Raw genomic sequence first — 18,157 nt, 5'->3', positions numbered from 1 at the left:
GCTGGCCATGGCGGCGCGGCTGGAACAGCAATGGCGCGCGCCACGCCAGGCCCTGCGCGACATCCTGCAACACCTCTCGCTGCCCGCGCCCGCCATCGACGCCGGCCCGGCGCTCCCTGCGCTATGCGCCGACGCGCAGGCCCGCCTGCACGATGCAGCGGCAATGTGCGATCGCCTCGCGCAAGCCCCTCGCGCCGCGCAGGTCGAAGCCGCGCTCGCCAGCGGCCGCCGCGAGACGGTGGTCAGCTTGCTGGCCGGATTCGACGCTGCTTTCGCGCGCTGCGAAGCACGCCGCCTCAGCCACGCCGCGCTGCAACGCCTGGCCGGCTGGTGCGAGCCGGACTGGATTGCCGCCTGCGACGAAGCCATTGCCGGCAACAAGGACAGCACACCTTTGACGGCGCCGCTTGCGGCGGCATTGCCCACGCTGTCGGCCTATCAGCGGTTCCGCAGCCGCGCCAGCCAGCTCGGCCCTGACGAGCTGGCCGTGTTCGCCACGCTGCGCGACAAGCAGCAAGCGCTCGAAGCGATACCCGCCGACACGCTCGAGGCCGAGGTGCGGCGACTGCTCAACCGGGAGGCGCGCCTCGCCTGGAAGCGGCAGCTTGAGCTGCACCACCCGGCGCTGCAACTCGAACGCGGCGAAACCGAGGCGCGCGTGAGCGCGCTGGCCGCCGCCGACGTCGAGATGCGCCGGCTCAACCGCGCGCTGCTGGTGCAAGGCATCGAGCGCAGCCGCGTGCGCCCGCTCAAGGAATGGGAGGACATCACCCGCCTCACCGGACGGCGCGCGCGCAGGCTACGCGAGTTCATTGAGCTGGGTGCGCCGCTGGGGCTCATGGCCCTGCGCCCGGTGTGGCTGATGAACCCCGACGTGGCTAGCCGCGTGCTGCCGCTCAAGGCCGGGCTGTTCGACACCGTGATCTACGACGAAGCCTCGCAGATGCCGATCGAGTACGCGCTGCCAACCCTGTTCCGCGGCCGCGTCGCGGTGGTCAGCGGCGATGAGAAGCAGATGCCGCCGACCAGCTTCTTCTCCAGCCGCATCGAGAGCGACGAGGCCGAGCTGTTCGACGGCGAGACCCCCGGAGAAAACGCCGATGAGGCGGTGCAGGACGCCTTCGACGAGGAGTGGAACCGGCGCGAGATCAAGGATTGCCCCGACCTGCTGCAACTGGCCCGCACCACCTTGCCCAGCGCGACGCTGCAGATCCACTACCGATCGGCCTATCGCGAGCTCATCGCCTTTTCCAACGCCGCGTTCTATGGCAACGGGCTCAGCGTGCCGGTGCGCCATCCGCGCGCGCGCATCCTGCAGGACAAGCCCGTTGAGCTGATCCGCGTGGACGGCCTCTACCAGAACCAGACCAACCCCGCCGAAGCCGAGAAGGTGGCAGACCTGCTCGCCACGCTATGGCAGGCACCGTTCGCCGAGAGGCCCTCGGTGGGCGTGGTCACCTTCAACCGCAAGCAGGCCGACCTGATCGAAGAAGTGCTGGAGGCACGCGCCTCGCGCGACGATGCGTTCCGCGCCGCCTACCGCGAGGAACGCGAACGCAGTGAAGGCGGCGAGGACATGGCGGTGTTCGTCAAGAACGTGGAAAACGTGCAGGGCGACGAGCGCGACATCATCGTGTTCTCCACCACCTTTGGCCGCAACGGCCAGGGGAGCTTTCGCCGCAACTTCGGCGTGCTCGGCCAGAAGGGCGGCGAGCGCCGCCTGAACGTAGCCGTCACGCGGGCGCGCCGCAAGGTGGTGATGGTGACCTCGATGCCCATCTCCGATATCTCCGACATGCTGTCCACACGCCGCGCGCCGGCCATCCCGCGCGACTTCCTGCAAAGCTATCTTGAGTACGCCCGCACGCTGTCCGCCGGCGAATTCCCCGCCTGCGAGGGCCTGCTCGGCAGGCTCCACGGCGAACGAGCGGAGGGCCCGCGCAGCGCCGGCAGCGAAGGTGACGATGCGCCCCAGGACGGTTTCAAGGCCGCGGTAGCCAGCTATGTCCGCAGCCTCGGATGGCAGCTCGCGCCGGCCAGCGAAGGCGACGCCTTCGGGCTGGACTATGCCATCGAGGACCCGCGCACCGGCCTGTATGCGCTGGGCATCGAATGCGATGCGCCGCGCCACGCGCTGCTGGCCCGCGCTCGTGCCCGCGAGATCTGGCGCCCCTCGGTACTAGCGCGCGCCATCGCGCGCGTGCACCGCGTTTCCTCGCACGGCTGGTACCACGACGGCGAGAGCGAGCGTACGCGCCTGAAGGCAGCGATCGAAGCCGCCACGGGCCCAGCGGCGCAGCGGGACGAAGCGCAGGGCAAAACCGCCACGCATGCCGCTGCCGATGCGGCATCGACAGGAGCCACGCCATGAGCGGCCCCAAGGTAGTCCGGGTGGTCACCCGGGAAGAGCGCATCGCACGCGGGCGCGACCAGCTCGCGCAACTCGACCACGCCATGGCCAACTGGAGCCGCGAAGGACAGCGCCTGGGACAGCTCGACCAAGCCACGCTGGCGGCCACGCGCGAGCGCCGCGCCGGCCTGCAGGCGCTGCTGGAAGCCGATCGGTTCGATGCGCTGCAGCGCGGCGCCGCGGCTGAGCTTGCCTTCCTGCAGGGCGATCTCGAGGCCTGCCGGCAGCGTTGCGCGGAGCAAGCCGGACAGGCCCGCCAGCAACAACGGCAGTTGATGCAGAACGCCGCCACGTTGCGCCGCGCGGCTCAGCAGCAGGATCAGCAACGGGATCAGCAACGGGATCAGCAACGAGCGTTGCCGGCGGATTTGCTGACGGCGCTGCAGGCCATCGAAGACGGCACCCTGCGCGGCCCGCAAGCGCAGGCTGCGCTTGCCCGCGGCTTCACCCTGATGGCGCCGCCGGCAGAGCAAGCCGCGCTGAGCGATGCGCAGCGCGCGCTCGCCAGCGCCCTGTCGGCTGGCGTGCCCACCGAAACGCTGGCGCAATGGCAGGCGCGCCAGCCCGGCGCCACCGATGCGCGCCTGCGCCAGATCGATCATCACATCGGCATGCTGGAAGCACTGGACGACCACGCCGCCGCCGCCAGCTTCGTGGCGCGCGCAGCCAACGCCCAGGCCGAGACGGCATCGGCGCGGCGCAGCATGCTGCTGGACAGCCTGTTGCTGGATCTTGCCGCGGCGGCGCGCGAGCGGCAGGTGCGTGTCGCGTGGCTGCTGCGCCTGGATGCGCTGGCGGCGCGCCTGGACAGCCTTGGCACGTGGGGATCCGGCACCCTGGATCGGGACGCTCTCGCCCTGCGCAAAGCCATCGACATCGCGCGCCAGCCAGCGGACGCCACCGCCATCGGCGCGCAATGCGAGCACGGCGAAGCCATGCTCGAAACCCTGCTCCAGCGGCAGGCCGCGCTCGCCCGCCGCGAGGCCGTGCTGGGAGGCCTGGCCAGCCTTGGCTACGAGGTGCGCGAAGGCATGGCTACCGCATGGGCCGAGCACGGCAAGGTGGCGCTGCGCAAGACTGCCACGCCGGGCTATGGCGTGGAACTTGGTGGCGCCGGCGACAGCGCGCGGCTGCAAGTGCGCGCCGTGGCCTTCTCCGAGACACGCGACACCAGCCGCGACCGTGATATCGAAACCATCTGGTGCGGCGAATTCAGCCGTTTGCAGGCACTGGTGGCGCAGCGTGGCGCAGGTATCGAGATCGAGCGCGCGCTGCCGGTGGGCGCCGCGCCATTGCGGGTCGCGACGCTGGAGAACGAGCCCGCGCAGGCTGCCGCCGCGACGGCTGCGCCGCTGCAGCGCACGCTGCCACGCGCGTAGCCACCCATCAGGGAATGCCGTTGCGGCCGTGGCGCACGAAACCCTCCCGGCCGCCAAGCCGCTCGAAATAGGCGGCTACCGCGGGATAGTCCGGATGCGGCTGCGGCGTGGCGTACCAGCGGTTCACCGACAGGCCGATCGGGATATCCGCCAGCGTGAAGCGATCGCCAGCCACATAGCCGCCGGTACCTGACAGTTGCCGCTCCAGGATGCCGATATGCCGAGACCAGTCGCCGATGGACGCGGCAAGCGCCGCGGCATCCTGGTGCAAGGGCGATTGCCTGACCAGTGCCATGAACGCGTAGCGCCACGCGTTGTTCAGCTCCGTTGCCTGCCAGTCCATCCATTGGTCCACCCGCGCGCGCTCGCGCGCCGCAACCGGGTAGATGGCGCCATCGCCATATTGCGACGCCAGGTAGCGGATGATGGAATTCGACTCCCACAACACAAAGCCGTCGTCGTCGAGCACCGGCACCATCGCGTTCGGATTCAGCGCGAGGAATTCCGCCGTATCGGTCGCGCGATAGCCGGAACCCCAGTCCTCGCGCACGAACGGCAAACCGAGTTCGTCGCAGCACCAGAGCACCTTGCGGACGTTGATGGAGGAGGCCTTTCCAAGGATCTTCAGCATGGGCGATAGGTGTGAAATGGTTGGTGGCGTGCAATGCCTCGCCCAATATACGCGGCAACCGTCAGCCGGCACAGACACAGTTGCACCGTTTTTCGGCGACACAGCCAGCCCCGCGCATGCCACGCGGCAGGGCAAACACCGCGCCAGGCGGCACGCCCACTGTGCACGGCCGCCTCGCCCCGGTGCATGCGCCGCCGCGGGTCTGCCCGCCTTGACATGGATGTCTGCAACTCCTGACAATGCCTGCACCGCGTCTTGCCTACCAGGGACCCATCGATGACGATCATCCGCCGCGCCCTTGGCGCCGCAGCACTTGCCACAAGCCTGGCCTGCGCCGCACTCTCCCCGACCGCTGCCGCCGCCAGCCTCACCATCGGCCTGTCCGGGGACATCACCTCGCTGGATCCGCACTATCACAACGTCACGCCCAACGCGAACGTAGCCGAGCATATGTTCGAGGCGCTGATCGCCAAGGACGAGAAGATGCGCTTCAAGCCTGCGCTGGCACTCTCTTGGAAGCCCATCGACGACACCACCTGGGAAATCAAGCTGCGCCCCGGCGTGAAGTTCCACGACGGCAGCGAGTTCACCTCGGCCGACGTGGTCTACTCGCTGAACCGCCCCGCTACGGTCAAGAACAGCCCGTCGCCGTACACCATCTACACCAAGGGCTTCAAGGACATCACCGCGGTCGACAAGCTGACCGTGCGCATCACCACCAACGGCCCTTACCCGTTGGTGCCCAATGACCTCTCCACCATCTACATGCTGTCCAGGAAGGTCGCCGAGAACGCCAGCGGCGACGACTTCAACAGCGGCCGCGCCATGGTCGGCACCGGCCCGTACAAGTTCGTCAGCTTCCGCAAGGGCGACCGCATCGAGCTGACCCGCAACGACGGTTACTGGGGCAACAAGCCGGAGTGGGACACCGTGTCGCTGCGCATCCTCACCAACGACGCGCCGCGCGTGGCAGCGCTGCTCGCCGGCGACGTGCAGGTCATCGAGAACGTGCCCACCTCGGATATCCGCAAGCTCTCCTCCGATCCCGGCGTGAGCGTGTTCAAGGTGCCGACCTTCCGCATGATGTACCTGCACCTGGACACCAACCGCGACGTCACGCCCTTCGTCACCGACAAGGCCGGCAAGCCGCTCGCCAGGAACCCGCTCAAGGATGCGCGCGTGCGCGCCGCCATCTCGCACGCCATCTCGCGCCAGGCCATCGTCGAGCGCGTGATGGAAGGCGCTGCCGAGCCCACCGGGCAGCTCGTGAACTCGACATTGTTCGGCCACGTGCCGAGCCTCAAGCCCGACACTTTCGACGCCGCCGGCGCCAAGAAGCTGCTGGCGGACGCGGGCTATCCCGACGGCTTCGCGCTCACGCTGCACGCGCCCAACAACCGCTACGTCAACGACGAGCAAGTCGCGCAGGCGATTGCCTCCATGCTCGCGCGCGTCGGCATCCAGACCCGGGTCGAAGCCATGCCGTCCGCCACCTTCTTCACGCGCGCCAACAAGCTGGAGTTTTCCTTCATGCTGGCCGGCTGGGGCGCGGACACGGGCGAGGCAGGCTCGTCGCTGAAGTCGCTGCTGGCAACCTACGATACGGCCAAGGGCTGGGGCGCATCCAATCGCGGACGCTATAGCAATCCCGCGCTGGATGCCAAGCTGAGCACGGCGCTGACCACGATCGACGATCGCGCGCGCGAGAAATTGCTGCAGGACGCGACCGAGATCGGGATCCAGGATCACGGCGTGATCCCGCTGTATTTCCAGATCAACGTGTGGGCGGCGAAGAAGGGGTACAAGGTGGTGCCCCGGCAGGATGAGCGGACTTACGCATTCGCCATCGCCAAGGGTTCCTGAGCGTTAGTCCGCGAGCCCGATGACCGGCGCGCCAGCGCGCCGGCCACTGCGCCGCATTGCGCCATGCTTCATGCGAAGGTGATGAACTGGGCCGACGACCACACCTTGCCGTCGTCTCTTTCGCGGCCGTGAAAGTACACCGGGCGGTGGCCATGGGGGCCGTTCACAGGCTCGACATCGACCACGCCGCTCAAGTCCACTGGCAACGCTTTGTCGGTGAGCCGCTCCAGCGCGATAAACAGTTCCGTGCCGCCCAGCTCCAGCCGCAGGCCGTCATTGGCGAGCAGCTCGGCACCGCTGACCTCCCAGTGAAAATCCGGCGCATGGGCGAAGGGATTGCGTTGCAGCGGATCTCCCACCTTGATGAAACTGTCGATGTGGCCTTCGATCACGATGCGCGCGCCGGCGAGGTTGCTCACGTCGATTTCCACGCTGTCCGCATCGCCATAGGTATCGCTGCGAAAGCCGATATCGGTCGCGCCTTCGCGCCAGCAGGCTTCTTCCTGATGCTCGAAGCCGTGCCCGCCGAAACGGTTGATGGTGCCATTGAGAATGCGGATGCGGCCTTGCCAGGCGGCCCAGCGATAGCGGTCGCGAATCCGCGCGCCGCCCCAGCGCACGCGGATCAGGCGCTCGGAGAAGCCGGCCTCCCGATGCAGGTTGCGCTCCCAGATCACGCCATTGTGATCATAGGCCGCCAGGTACTCCCAGCCCGTCTGCCCGAGGAAGCGGTAGTCGAGCCGGGCCGGGCCGCGATGCGAGGCCGGCAGCGAGAACGCATCGCCCTGCACGAAGTCGCCGCAGCGCACCAGCAACGCCGTGTGCTCGCCGGTGCTGGCCCAGGTGTGGCGCTCGCGCAGGGCGCGGCCGATCGCCTGGCGGTCCAGCCGCTCTGCCAGCACGCCGGTCAGCCCGCCGCGCACACCGAACACCTGCACGCCGGGCGGGCCGCCGCCAGGGCGGCCGCGATGCTCGTCGCCGCTGGCCGCCACGCCCAGTTGGTAGCCGCGCGCGATCACGTCGCGGTACAGCCAGTCGAAATGCCCCCAGCTGGAAGCAATCTCCACCAGCCGCTCCAGCTCGGGATGATGCCAGTCCGGGATGTAGCGCCGCCCGCCCACGTGCGGCATGATCAGGTGCTGCTCGGGCGCGCCGACATAGGCATCCCACAGTTCCTCGACCGGCCAGCGGCCCAGCTCGGCCGCGGCGCCTTTCATGTCCTCGTTCCAGACCAGTGTGCGATTGTGTTCGCCGCGGGCGTTGTAGGGAAAATCCGGCGCGCCGTCGCCGAGGAACACGACGTTGTGATCCCCGCCGGCGGTGGAGCTGCCGCACCACTCTTGCACCGGGTAAGCGACAAAGCGGCCGGGCTCGTTGAAGGTCTCCACGGCTTCCAGCCCAAGCTGCCAGTTGGCGTCGGTGATCTGGAAATCGTTGACGGTATAGCCGAACACATCGATGCCGCCCACGTCGCGCGCATAGGCCACGTTGTAGGCCGGGCTGTTGGTGCCGACCGTGTCATGCGCGTGCACATGCAGGTCGGCATAGAAGGCGCGCAGCGCACCGGCCGCGTCGAAGACCGATAGCCATGCCGCGCCCTTGGCAACGCGGGGCGCGCCCTGCAAGGTGGCTTCCAGGCGCAGCGTGCCGGCCCTTGGCGGCAGGTCGTCGATGCCGACCGACGCCCAGCCCGCTTGATGCAGAGGATAGTCGCGCTGGTGGACGAGCTCGTTGCCTTGCCATGCGGCAAGACGGATCGAACCACCTGCCGCGGCGCAGATATTGCCCCAGCGGTCCATCAGCGAGGCCCTCACTGGCACGGGCGTGCCCGGCCGGGCAAAGCGCGGCGCCTGCAGCAGGACCTGCGCCGGCTGCCCGGCGTGGATGTCGATCACCGCATCGCCCGGCACCGCCACGAAGCGTGAAGTGCCTAGCGGGTCCACATAGAGCCGGAAGCGAAAGCTGTCTTCGATAAAGGTCTGCACGCGCGTGCCGGGCCCGCCGCGGCGCCGGTCGCCAAGGCGGATCAGGATGTGATCGCCGGCATTCAGGTAGCCATCGACCACATCGACGATGATCGCTTTCTGGAACGGGCGCTCATGCCCCTTTTGCTCGAAGCGCACGTTGAGCGATTGCACGCTCGCGGGGCTCTGGCCAGGCACAAGAGCCGTAGCCTGGTATTCGGCGCTGATGAAGTTAGCGCCGCCTGGGTCGGAGGTCTGGAACAGCGCCCAGTCGGAATAGAACTTGAACGTCGCCTTGAGCCACGCGCCATCCGCCACGCCGGACGCACCGACCTCATAGTCGAGGATGATCTCCGCCCATTCGCCCGCTTCCAGCCGGCTCACCGAGCAGCTCACCCGGCCGGCGAACGGCAGCGCCTTGTTCTTCTCGTACAAGCCGGCGGGCGCGTGATGCGTGCCCAGGCGCTCGCGCAACGCGGCATAGCGCGCGGCCAGTGATGTGCTGTCGGTCATGGGGGAACTCCGATCTCAATGAAAAGGCCACGGCGCGCTGGCGTCCCACACCGGGATGCCCAGGTAGGCGTACCAGGGCGCCATGACCAGCAAGCCGTAGGCAATGCCGATCAGCACCGACACCACGCCCACGCGGGCGTAGTCCGCCGTGGTGAAGGTACCGCTGCTATAGGCCACCACGGCAGCGGTGATCTGCGTGGGCAATATGTAGGCAAAGCTGTCGCTATCGCACACCAACAAGGTGAACGCGGCGGGATGCAGCCCGAGCTTGGGTGCCAGCGCCAGCATGATCGGCGCGATCATCGTCACGGCCGCCACGTTGGACAGCATGGCCAGGCGCGCCACGTGCGTGCCGAGCATGACGATCAGCAACGCCAGCCACCACGGATGGCCCGCGGCGAAGCGATACAGCCAGTCGGCCACCCACGGCGCCAGGCCGGTCTCGCCAATCGCGGAGGACAGGCTCAGCGCGCCGGCCAGCAGGAAGAACGTACCCCAGATCGTGCGGGCCTGGATGTCTTTCCAGCCCAGCCCCGTCAACCCGGGCACGAACAGCGCGGCCAGCCCGAGCAAGGCCACGATCTCGGAAGGCAGGCCATGCCACGACTCGGTCGCCCACAGCACCGCCACCACGGCAAACACCGCCAGGATCGCTTTGGATTGCACGCCTGCCGGCGGCAGCGCGGCACGCTCGGCGGCAATCGCCGCCTGCCCGCCAGGCAGCCTGACCGCACGCGACCTGAAGTAGGACTGCACCCACAGCTGGGTCAGCACGAACATGCCCAGGTACGGCCATTGCAGCTTGAACCAGTCGAGATAGGAGATATGCAGGCCGAGGTTCTTCTGCAGCAGGCCGACGATCACCATATTGGGCAAGTGCGCGGTGAGGATGCACATGCCGCTGATCATCGAGCCATACACCAGCGACTGGATCACGATGGCCTTCTTCGCGCCGCGTTCGCGCGGCGAGTCGCCAAACAGGCCAACGATACCGTTGATGACCGGCAGCAACGTAGCCGCGCGGGCATTGGCCGCCGGCACGAGAAAGCCCAGCACGAAGTTGACGACGAACATGACCCAGATCACCCCGTTGGCGGTGCGCGTCTTCAGCTTGTCGAGCAGGAACAAGGCGATACGCCGGTCCAGCCCGGCCGCCTGCATGATGGCCGAGAAGACAAAGGCCGCCAGGCACAGGAACACCACGGGCGTGGCAAAGCCGCTGGCAGCCTTGGAGAACGGCGTCACCGCATGCGCCAGCACCAGCAGGGCCGGGATCAGCATGCCGCTCACGCCTACCGGCACGGCCTCGCTCATCCAGACCAGGCTCGCCCAGGCCACCACCGCCAGCGTGGCACGGCCTGCGGGCGGCAAGCCCGCCGGTGGCGGGAGCACGAACAAGATGGCGAAGAAGGCGATCCACGCGGCCGCGAAGCCAAGCTGCGCCTTCAGCAGCGGGCCCGGCCGGAGCCAGGCCGGCAGCTGCGGCAGGTATGCTTGCCAAGCGGCGCGCGAATGCGCCGATGGCGGGTTGAGGGGAGAGTTCACTGCGGCTCCTTGGCGATTGCCCGATGCGCACGTAAGACGCCGCACTGGTCAGTCCGGCCTTGGAAGGCAATAATACGTTCTAATACAAGATATCCAACGAAGGCATTGGCATATTGTTATGCTGTTTTTCACAAGCCTTTGATACAACAAGGTTTTACATGCATGTTGAGCGTGAGAACGCCATTTCACTGTACGAACAGATCGCGGATTTGTTGCGTGAGGAGATCCAGAAGCGGCACTTCGACCCTTCCGGAAAGCTGCCTTCCGAGGCTGAGCTCGGCGAGCGTTTCGGGGTGAGCCGGGTCACGGTGCGCCTGGCGATCGCGCGGCTGGTCGACGCCGGGCTGGTCGAGCGCAAGCAAGGCAAAGGCACCTTCGTGGTCGACAAGCGGCTGCGCCATGGACTGGATACACTGCGCGGCTTCTACGATTCGCTGGTGCTGCAGGGACACGCGCCCGAGATGCAGCTGATCGCGCTTGAGCGGATCGCCGTGCCGGCCCGGCTGCGCGGCACGTTTCCCGCGGGGCTCGGCCACTGCATCGCCCTGCAGCGCCTGCATCGTCTCGATGGCGAGCCGATCGCGCTCGCCAACACCCACATTGCCTGCGATGCCGAGCCTGGCTGGGAAGCCGCCGAGCGCTATCCGTCCTACACCTTGATCGGCCAGTTGCTAGGCATGCAGGTCGACCGGGCCGACCTCGTCATCCGAGCCCGCCCGGCCGGCCAGGGCCTGGCGGCCCTGCTGCAGACCTCGCGCACGCATCCGCTGCTGGAACTGGAACGCACGTCGTTCACAGCGGATGGCGCGGTCTGCGAGCACACGCTGTTTTCCATACGCTCGGAGCGGTACGAGTTCGCGCTCAATAGCGCCGGGGGCGTGCGGGTGCCGGCGTGAGTGGCATCGACCGTCGCTCGTATTCAATCGCCTGGCACAGGCAGCTTCCCTTCATCTCACCTCCCCTTGTCTTATGTCTTAACCTTGATCCTTGCCCTTGCCCTTGCCCTTGCCCTTGCCCTTGTCCCTGGACGGGCCGGCATTGCCGTACCACGGCGGCACCAGCGAATACATCGCCGCCGAGCACGGCACGCCGTGCAGCACCAGGCGGTTACGGGCGATGCATTCGAACTGCGCGCCGATCTTCTCCGCGACGGCGCGGCTGACCATGTTGTGCTCGGCGGCGACCACTTCCAGGCGCGTCAGCCCGAGGCGGTGAAAGGCATAGCACGCCATCAGCTCTGCCGCACGCGCGCCCAGTCCCTGCCGCTGCCGGGTCTGGCGGATCCAGTAGCCGAGGTTGCCGAAGTTGTAGTCGCGGTTGATCTGGTTGATGGAGACGCCGCCATACAATTCCCTGCCGTCCGGGGCGAACACGCCGATGTCGTAGGCCTCGCCGATGGCCATGCTCTCCGTGCACAGGTCGACCCAGTTCTCGGCATCGCGCACGCTGTAGCCCGCATGGCACCACGGCAGCCACTTGCCCACGGTGTCGAGTGATTCGTGCACGGCTGCCACGAACTGGGGCACGTCGGGATAGCGGAAGGGGCGAAGGAGGAAGCCTTGGCCGTGAAGGGCTTGCATGGAACCTCCTTGGGACGCGGTCAGCGCAGGAACCTGCCGGCACGCGCATCGTGGGGCATGACACGCCCGGCCTGCATGCCGGTGCGCAGGGCGTCGTGGCCAGGCCGCCTCATCGCGCCCTCATGGCTGCGGCAATCAGCAGCCTGGCCTGCACGCGCGCATGCAGCAGCGCCATGTCGGCATGGCGCAGGCTCGGATGGCGGCGCAGCGCAGCCATCACCTTGCCGGACTGCTGCATCGAAGCCACGGCGGCATCGGCAACGGCGCGGTCGATCAGTACGTCGATCTCCGTCTCGGTCAGGGGGCGGGCGATGCGGGCGGCGAGGCTCAGCGCGGTGTCGTCGAAGCGGGCGCCGTCGTCGAAATGGATGCAGCCCTCGATGGTCACAGGCAAGCCATGCGGGTCGATCTCGCCAAAGCGCAGCTCGCGGATGTCGACCGCATGATGGCGGCCATCGAGGTAAAGCGAGCCGTCGATGTAGCCGGGCTCCGGGTTGCGCGGGAAGACGAGGCGCTTGCCGGCCAGTTGCTCAAGGCTGTAGGTGGGCAGGTCCATGCCGTCGAGCCGGATCGCCGTGCGCACCGGCGCGCCGCCAAGCACGAACGGCGCCAGTTCGATCTCGAGGTCGGCGCCGTGCGTGTGGATCGTCGAGGCGCAGAGACGCGCGACCACAGGGTGAAGCAGTGCGACGGGAAAGGCAGGCATGGACGGCTTCCTCGCAAAGGGTCAGGGACGGGCGCCAAGGCATGGTGGCGGCCGCATTACCGATGTTACCGATGTTACCGCTCAATCCCGGTTGTACACCTCGCCGCTTTCCTCCGCCAGCGCGCCCGCGGCGGCCAGCGACGCCAGGACCCGGCCAAGGATGGCGGCCATGTCCTGCGCGGGCATGAAGCGCGCGTGGATGCGCTGCATCAGCGGCGACTGTGCCATCCATGCCAGCAGTGCGTCGCGTGGCATGCGCTGCTGCTCCAGCAGCTTGAACTTCACCAGCACCTTGATGGCATGCGCTGCATTGCGCCCGGCGTCGGCGCTGAGGTAGGCCAGCCGCCCGCCGGCGACCTCGAGCGCGGCCGCCACGTCGGTGAAGGGCCGCCCGTGGCCGGGGATCACCACGCGGACATGGGGCGAACAGCATCACGGCATGGGGATCATGGCCGGGCGCGCCCACTACCTGCCAGTCGATCCCGCCCAGGCGCAAGGTGTCGCCGTCCTGCACCACTTCGTCGAACGTGAAGCGGTCGCACTGCTGGCCGGTGGCGCGGTAGCTCAGGGCGTCCACGTCCCACGCACGCACCGCCTCGGCCTCCGCGGCCGGGATCAGCGTGCGGGGCTGCCAGCGGTGCTGCAGCGTGGCGTTGCCGCCGCAATGGTCGGAGTGCAGGTGCGTGTTCACCAGACGCCTCAGCCGGCGCCCGCCGAGGCCGGCCTCGACCAGTGCCAGCGTCTGTGGCGCATGCGTGGCATAGCCGGAATCGACCAGCGCCGTGTCGTCGCCATCGACGAACAGGATGTTGTTGGCCGATAGCCAGCCGCGCTCGAAGACGCGCATGGTGCCAGGCAGGGTGGGAGGCGTGAAAGTGGTTGGCATCAGGGGGTCGGCAAATCGGTTAATCAGCGCCCGGCGTGGGAGGCGGCGGTGCGTCGGCGCGCCCCGCGCCAACCGGCAATGCGGCGGCGGCACGGAATGCGGCGCAGGCGAAGAAAGGATCCTGGCCGAGCCGCGCGGCGAGCATGTCGAGCGCGTCCAGGCCCCAGAACAACTGCCCCTCGGCGTCACCTTGCAGCGCAGCGGTAGGTACGCCGAAAACGCCACGCGCCACGGCTTCTTCGCCGTTCTCCCGCAGGCGCGCCTTGACCGCATCCTGCGCCAGCGCAGCGGTGGGTACGCCCAGCGCTGCGCACAGCGCGTCGAACTCGGCCCGCTGCTGGGGCACATGGCCTTGCTGCCAGACAAAGCGGAAGATCGGCGCCAGCGTGGCGTGCGAGAGCCGGCCTTCGAGCTCCAGCGCTACCGCCAGGCGCAGCAAGGGCAGCGGATTGAACGGGTGCACGGCGGGCATGGCCAGCGGCGTGCCGTCGCGGTGGGCGATCCAGGCAACGTGCTCGAAGGTAAAGCGGCGCTTGGGCGCGATCTCGGCCGGGCCGACGTTGCCCCAATGGCGCAGCAGCCCGGCAAACAGCAGCGGTACATGGCGCACCGCCACATCGGCTGGCAAAGCCCGCGGCAAGCGCTCGAACGCCAGGTAGGCGAACGGCGAGATCGGGTCGAAGTACCAGTCGATGGCGGTGGTCATGGCAGGGTCACTCCGTGTTGCGGACTGGGCGCGTCATTGCGCTGCCCTTGCGGCCAACGCCTCGGCGCGCGGCGGCAGCAGCAGCCAGATCCTGCGCCGCTCGGCTTCATCGCTGCCGGACCACGCGGCGATCTCCTCGATGGTGCGCAGGCAGCCTTCGCAGTAGCCGCTCGCGGCGTCCATGCGGCACACGTTGCGGCATGGCGACGGCACGGGCTGCGCGCGCTGGGCGGCTTGCGCGCCGCGCGTGAGCTCGGCGGCGAGGCGGGTGGCTTGCGACATCGCCTCAGCCCTCGCCCTTCGGCGCCGGGTGGCAGGTAGCGGCTTCATGCGGGCTCGCGCTGCGCCACGTCGGCCACCTCGGCCCCGGTCATGCGCTGCAGCTCTTGCGGGGTGAGGTTGAACACGGCATGCGGATGGCCGGCGGCGGCCCACAGGCTGTCGTAGCGGAACAGGTCGCTGTCGAGCAGCATCACCGGCGCCACCGCGTGGCCGATGGGGCAGACACCGCCGATGGCATAGCCGGTTTTCTCGCGCACGAACCTGGCGTCGGCCTTGCCGAGCGGGCCCACCACGGCGGCGACCTTGGCTTCATCGACGCGGTTGCTGCCGCTGGCGATCACCAGCACCGGCGCGTCGTCGGCGACGCGGCGAAAGATGATGGACTTGGCGATCTCGGCCACCGAACAGCCGAGGCCGGCCGCCGCCTCGGCCGAGGTCTTGCCGGTGGCGGGCAGCATGACCACGGGCTTGGCGTGGCCAAGCCCGGCCAGCAGGCCGGCCACGCGCTGCGCCGCTTCGGGCAGCGCGGCGCCGTCGTTGTCAGCGCAGTGAGCGTTCATGTCGATAGGGTTCCATGCCATGCCTTACACGCAAGCAGGCGCAGCGTCCGCGGCGTTGCCCCACTTGGTCAGCAGCGCGCGTCCCACGCGCGAGCTGTTGGCGCGGCCGATCGACTGCGAGATGAAGTCGCCCGCGCGCACCACCTGCTCCAGGTCCACGCCGGTGTGGATGCCCATGCCGTGCAGCATGTACAGCACGTCTTCGGTGGCCACGTTGCCGGTGGCGCCCTTGGCATAAGGACAGCCGCCGAGGCCGGCCACCGAGGCGTGGAAGATCGAGATGCCGACCTGCAGGCTGGCCAGGATGTTGGACAGCGCTTGCCCGTAGGTATCGTGGAAATGGCCGGAGAGCCGGTCGATGGGGAATTCGGCGGCGACCGCGCGCATCACCTCCTGCACCCGGCCCGGCGTGCCCACGCCAATATGGTGTCGGCAATGTCGATCTCGTCGCAGCCGAGATCGCGCATGCGGCGCACCACGTCCACCACGGCATGCACCGGCACCTCGCCCTGGTAGGGGCAGCCCAGCGCGCAGGAGATGCTGGCGCGCAGGCGCAGGCCCTTTTCCTTGGCGGCGGCGGCGACAGGCGCGAAGCGCGCGATGGATTCGGCGATGGAGCAGTTGATGTTCTTTTGCGAGAACGCCTCGCTGGCGGCGCCGAAGATCACGACCTCGTCGGCACTGGCCGCCACCGCGCCTTCGAAGCCCTTCATATTGGGCGTGAGCACGGAGTACAGCGTGCCCGGCCGGCGCTGGATGCGCGCCATCACGTCGGCGCCATCGGCCATCTGCGGCACCCATTTCGGCGAGACGAAGGAGGCGGCTTCGATATTGACGAAACCGGCGTCGCTAAGGCGGTTGATCAGGTCGACCTTGACCTCGGTCGGCACCATGGCCTTCTCGTTTTGCAGGCCGTCGCGCGGGCCGACTTCTACGACTTTTACATAGTGGGGCAGGGTCACGATGTCTCCTCGCTGTCTGGTTGCGGCGCACGCGTCAGAGCGTGCGCGATTTCACTAAGGTGCGGACATTGGGCCCGGGCACCCGGCGGAAACGCTCCGCCCCGGCGCCCGGCTTGCTCAGTAGCCGCGCTGCAGGTCGACCACGCCGGCGATCGGCTGGCCCGCGCCCAGCGCGCGGATCTTGGCCGCGATCTGGGCGACGCTGTCTTCGCGCAAGGTCAGTGCCGCTATATGCGGCGTGATGGTGATGCGCGGCTCGGCCCAGAAGGGATGCTCGGCGGGCAGCGGCTCGGTGCGGAACACGTCGAGCGTGGCACCGGCGACCTGGCCGGACTGCACGGCAGCCAGCAGGTCTTCCTCGACCAGGTGCGGGCCGCGCGCCACGTTGACCAGGTAGGCCCCCTTGGCGAGCTTGCCCAGCAGGCCGGCATCGAGGATGTTCTCGGTTTCCGGCGTGAGCGGCAGCACGTTGACCAGCACCCGCAAGCCATCCAGGAACGGCGCCTGGCCGGCCTCGCCGGCAAAGCCCTGCACGCCATCGATATCGCGTGCCGTGCGGCTCCAGCCACGCACCGGGAAGCCGAAGCCGGCCAGCGCCTGCGCGATCTGCGCGCCGAGGGTGCCCACGCCCATCACGCCCACCGTGAAATCGGCGCGGCGATGCGGCTTGAGAAAGCGCCACGTGCCGGCCTGCTGGGCCAGCGCGTATTCGTCCAGGCGGCGGAAGTAGCGCAGTACCGCGTGCGTCACGTAGTCGATCATCTGCGCTGCCATGCCGGCATCGTCCAGGCGCACGATGGGCACGCCGGCCGGCAGTGCGTCCGGGTCGGCGTCGCGCAGGCCCAGGATGCCGTCGACGCCGGCGCCCAGGTTGAACACGGCTTTCAGGTCGGTGCGGCCACGCAGCATCTCGAGCGGCGGGCGCCACACCACGGCGTAGTCGACCTGCTCGTTCTTGCTGTCTTCCCAGGTCAGGCACTGTGCCTCGGGCAGGGCTTCGGCAAAGCCGTCGATCCAGGGCTGGTAACGGCCGTCCGGTACATACAACTGCAACTTCATCTCATCTCCACTCTGGTCTTCTTTGTCGTCTTCTTTCTCGTCTATTTTCGCAGAGGATGGGCGCGGCCTGCGGTTTTCTTGCAGCGGGCGCACCGCTGCAAGGGGCGGCTCAGCCGTTGCCGGCTTCGAAGGACAGCAATTGCGCGCCTTCGCCGACCTGCTCGCCCACGCCGTACAGCACCTCACCCACCACGCCGTCGGCCGGCGCGCTGATGGTGTGTTCCGTCTTCATGGCTTCCATCACCAGCAGCGGCGCGCCTCGCGCGACCCGGCTGCCGGCCTGGACCATCACGGCGATGACCTTGCCGGGCATGGGCGCGGTGAGCTTGCCGCCCTCGGCGGCATGCGCGAGCGGATCGATCCAGGTGAGCGCCAGGTGCCGGTGGCCGCTGAACACATGGAAGGTATCACCTTCCGCATGGACCTGCCCACGGGCGCGCCGCGTGCCGAGATCGACACGGATATCGTCCCCCGCGCACTGCGCCCGGAACGGCGCCGCCTGGTCGGCAAAGAACAGCGTGCTGCCGCGCGCCGCGGTGGCGAGCGTCACCTCGGCGATATGGCTGCCCACCAGGCCGCCCGCCGGGCTGCCCACCGAGAAACGCAGGGCGCGCCGCTCCCCGCCATTGAGCCGCCATGCGCCCGCATGCTGCCAGGGCGAATGCGCGTCGGCCGGGTCCACGCGGCGCGCGCGGGCCTGCGCGTCCAGCAGCGCCGCCACCGCCAGCGCGATGACTTCCATGCCAACCGGCGCGGGCGGGGGAAACAGCGCCGCCTGGTTGCGCTCGATCAGGCCGGTGTCGAGATCCGCGATGCGGAACGCCTGCGAGGTCACCAGCCGCCGCAGGAACGCCACATTGGTCGACAGGCCCACCACGTGATACTCGGCCAGCGCCTGCGCCATGCGCGCCAGCGCTTCGTCGCGGTCGCGGCCCCATACGATCAGCTTGGCGATCATGGGGTCGTAATACGGGCTGATGGTGTCGCCCTCGCGCACGCCGGAGTCGATGCGCACGCCGGCCGGGCCGCTGCCGTCCTGGCCCAGCGTGAAGGTGACCGCAGCGGGCGTGCGCAGGTAGCGCAGCGTGCCGGTGGAGGGCAGGAACTGCTT

Annotated in this window: 14 protein-coding genes and 2 pseudogenes; 4 read left to right on the top strand and 12 right to left on the bottom strand. The window is 68.5% G+C overall.

Annotated elements, in window-relative coordinates:
• Nucleotides 1-7 precede the first annotated feature (7 nt).
• The gene (locus OR16_RS47965) at nt 8-2,371 is read left to right on the top strand and encodes an AAA domain-containing protein (RefSeq protein WP_337459901.1); all 2,364 of its coding nucleotides are present in this window, start codon (nt 8-10) and stop codon (nt 2,369-2,371) included.
• Nucleotides 2,368-3,789, top strand: coding sequence for a hypothetical protein (locus OR16_RS36340; protein WP_006164029.1), 1,422 nt, complete (start codon nt 2,368-2,370; stop codon nt 3,787-3,789). Before OR16_RS47965 ends, OR16_RS36340 begins: the two co-directional genes overlap by 4 nt.
• Before the next feature lie 7 nt (nt 3,790-3,796).
• Here OR16_RS36340 and OR16_RS36335 read toward each other — a convergent pair whose 3' ends face one another.
• The gene (locus OR16_RS36335) at nt 3,797-4,420 is read right to left on the bottom strand and encodes a glutathione S-transferase family protein (protein WP_006164028.1); all 624 of its coding nucleotides are present in this window, start codon (nt 4,418-4,420) and stop codon (nt 3,797-3,799) included.
• A gap of 276 nt (nt 4,421-4,696) precedes the next feature.
• Between OR16_RS36335 and OR16_RS36330 the strand changes: the two genes are divergently transcribed.
• Nucleotides 4,697-6,283: an ABC transporter substrate-binding protein gene (locus OR16_RS36330; RefSeq protein ID WP_006164027.1), complete on the top strand. Its 1,587-nt coding sequence runs from the start codon at nt 4,697-4,699 to the stop codon at nt 6,281-6,283.
• Between the two features lie 68 nt (nt 6,284-6,351).
• Here the strand turns inward: OR16_RS36330 and OR16_RS36325 are convergent, their stop codons facing one another.
• Entirely contained in the window at nt 6,352-8,760 is a 2,409-nt protein-coding gene (locus OR16_RS36325; RefSeq protein WP_006164026.1) for a hypothetical protein, read from the bottom strand.
• Nucleotides 8,761-8,775: 15 nt separating this feature from the next.
• Nucleotides 8,776-10,305 (bottom strand): SLC13 family permease, encoded by a 1,530-nt coding sequence (locus OR16_RS36320; protein WP_006164025.1) that lies wholly within the window; start codon nt 10,303-10,305, stop codon nt 8,776-8,778.
• A 158-nt stretch (nt 10,306-10,463) separates the two neighbouring features.
• Between OR16_RS36320 and OR16_RS36315 the strand changes: the two genes are divergently transcribed.
• The gene (locus OR16_RS36315) at nt 10,464-11,201 is read left to right on the top strand and encodes a GntR family transcriptional regulator (protein ID WP_006164024.1); all 738 of its coding nucleotides are present in this window, start codon (nt 10,464-10,466) and stop codon (nt 11,199-11,201) included.
• Nucleotides 11,202-11,279: 78 nt separating this feature from the next.
• Here the strand turns inward: OR16_RS36315 and OR16_RS36310 are convergent, their stop codons facing one another.
• The 9 genes and pseudogenes from OR16_RS36310 to OR16_RS36270 form a co-directional block, all read right to left on the bottom strand.
• Nucleotides 11,280-11,885, bottom strand: a complete 606-nt coding sequence (locus OR16_RS36310) for a GNAT family N-acetyltransferase (RefSeq protein WP_006164023.1) — start codon at nt 11,883-11,885, stop codon at nt 11,280-11,282.
• Nucleotides 11,886-11,994: 109 nt separating this feature from the next.
• Nucleotides 11,995-12,591: a GatB/YqeY domain-containing protein gene (locus OR16_RS36305; protein ID WP_006164022.1), complete on the bottom strand. Its 597-nt coding sequence runs from the start codon at nt 12,589-12,591 to the stop codon at nt 11,995-11,997.
• A gap of 81 nt (nt 12,592-12,672) precedes the next feature.
• Nucleotides 12,673-13,477: pseudogene (locus OR16_RS36300) on the bottom strand (MBL fold metallo-hydrolase).
• Nucleotides 13,478-13,496: 19 nt separating this feature from the next.
• Entirely contained in the window at nt 13,497-14,183 is a 687-nt protein-coding gene (locus OR16_RS36295; RefSeq protein ID WP_006164020.1) for a 2-hydroxychromene-2-carboxylate isomerase, read from the bottom strand.
• A 33-nt stretch (nt 14,184-14,216) separates the two neighbouring features.
• Nucleotides 14,217-14,465, bottom strand: a complete 249-nt coding sequence (locus OR16_RS36290) for a DUF1289 domain-containing protein (protein WP_006164019.1) — start codon at nt 14,463-14,465, stop codon at nt 14,217-14,219.
• 44 nt (nt 14,466-14,509) lie between these two features.
• The gene (locus OR16_RS36285; RefSeq protein ID WP_006164018.1) at nt 14,510-15,025 is read right to left on the bottom strand and encodes a YbaK/EbsC family protein; all 516 of its coding nucleotides are present in this window, start codon (nt 15,023-15,025) and stop codon (nt 14,510-14,512) included.
• Nucleotides 15,026-15,049: 24 nt separating this feature from the next.
• A pseudogene (locus tag OR16_RS36280) lies at nt 15,050-15,987 on the bottom strand (hydroxymethylglutaryl-CoA lyase).
• Nucleotides 15,988-16,104: 117 nt separating this feature from the next.
• Nucleotides 16,105-17,046, bottom strand: coding sequence for a 2-hydroxyacid dehydrogenase (locus tag OR16_RS36275; protein ID WP_006164017.1), 942 nt, complete (start codon nt 17,044-17,046; stop codon nt 16,105-16,107).
• A gap of 109 nt (nt 17,047-17,155) precedes the next feature.
• On the bottom strand, nt 17,156-18,157 hold a 1,002-nt coding region (locus OR16_RS36270; RefSeq protein WP_006164016.1), incomplete at its 5' end, for a biotin/lipoyl-containing protein.

The organism is Cupriavidus basilensis OR16 (assembly GCF_000243095.1).
In the GTDB taxonomy this organism is placed as follows: Bacteria; Pseudomonadota; Gammaproteobacteria; order Burkholderiales; family Burkholderiaceae; genus Cupriavidus; species Cupriavidus basilensis_D.
Note: the sequence above shows the minus strand (reverse complement) of the source record. Positions and strands in the feature narration are given on the sequence as shown.